The 1,084-nt window shown below is 63.1% G+C and carries 1 protein-coding gene; it reads left to right on the plus strand.

From position 1 onward, the window contains the following. The first annotated feature begins 118 nt into the window (after positions 1-118). Positions 119-1,024 carry an AraC family transcriptional regulator gene (locus F6S12_RS32075; RefSeq protein ID WP_011061537.1) on the plus strand — a complete coding sequence of 302 codons (906 nt, stop codon included), beginning with the start codon at positions 119-121 and terminating at the stop codon, positions 1,022-1,024. Positions 1,025-1,084: the final 60 nt, after the last annotated feature.

The raw sequence follows: 1,084 nt of genomic DNA on the forward strand, positions 1-1,084 counted from the left end.
TCTTGTAGGAGCCGGCTTGCCGGCGAACAGGGCGCCAACCCTGAGAACGCCTTCTCTGGTGCGCGAGCGGGCCACGAGGCATTATCAGCCGGGCCTACAACAAGAACAGGCCCGCGCCATGAGCCGACCCGGCAAGATCACCGACCCCTCCTATGAGTTGATGGACGACCACAACGGCCTGTCCATCATCTATCGCCAGCACGGCTTCCCCTGCCCTCTGGTGCGCTGGCATTTCCACAAGGAATACGAGCTGCACCTGATAGTCGCCAGCTCCGGCAAGGTGTTCATCGGCGATTACATCGGCAACTTCTACCCGCAGACGCTGTTTCTCACTGGCCCCAACCTGCCCCACAACTGGATCAGCCAGGTGGCCGAGGACGAAGTGGTGGCCAAGCGCGACATGCTGGTGAACTTCACCGATGAGCTGTTCGACAGTGGCAGCCAGGTGTTCGCCGAGCTGAAGAACCTCAGCCCGCTGCTGGAGCGGGCGCAGTACGGCATCGAGTTCCGCTGCCCGCAAACCATCGCCCAGGCCCTGCCACTGATGCAGCGCATCGCCGACTCCAGCGGCATCACCCGCCTTGGCCACTTCCTCATCCTCATGGAGCTGCTGGCGGCCTGCGACGACTACCAGTTGCTGTCCGGCGCCACCAGCGTGCAACTGGCGGACGAACACAGCGTCGACCGCACCAACCGCGCGGTGGACTACATCTTTGCCCACTACGCCCGGGAGTTGCCCCTGGAGGAAGTGGCCGACTACCTGGGCATGAAGCCCAGCTATTTTTCCCGGGTGTTCAAGCAGGCCACGGGGCGCTGCTTCGTCGAGTTCGTCAACCGGCTGCGCATCAGCAAGTCCTGTGAACTGCTGGCCGACGGCGACAAACCGGTGACCGACGTGTGCTTCGAGTCGGGCTTCAACAACATTTCCAACTTCAACCGGCGCTTCCAGCAGCTCAAGGGTATGACCCCCTCCCACTACCGCCGCCTGGCGGTGCAACGCCTGACCGAACAGAACCTCGGCTGAGTACCCACGCTCGGCGCAGGTCTCAAGGGCCTCTTCGCCGGCAAGCCGGCTCCTACAAGA

This window comes from Pseudomonas sp. JV245A (assembly GCF_032424515.1).
GTDB classification, from domain to species: Bacteria; Pseudomonadota; Gammaproteobacteria; order Pseudomonadales; family Pseudomonadaceae; genus Aquipseudomonas; species Aquipseudomonas protegens.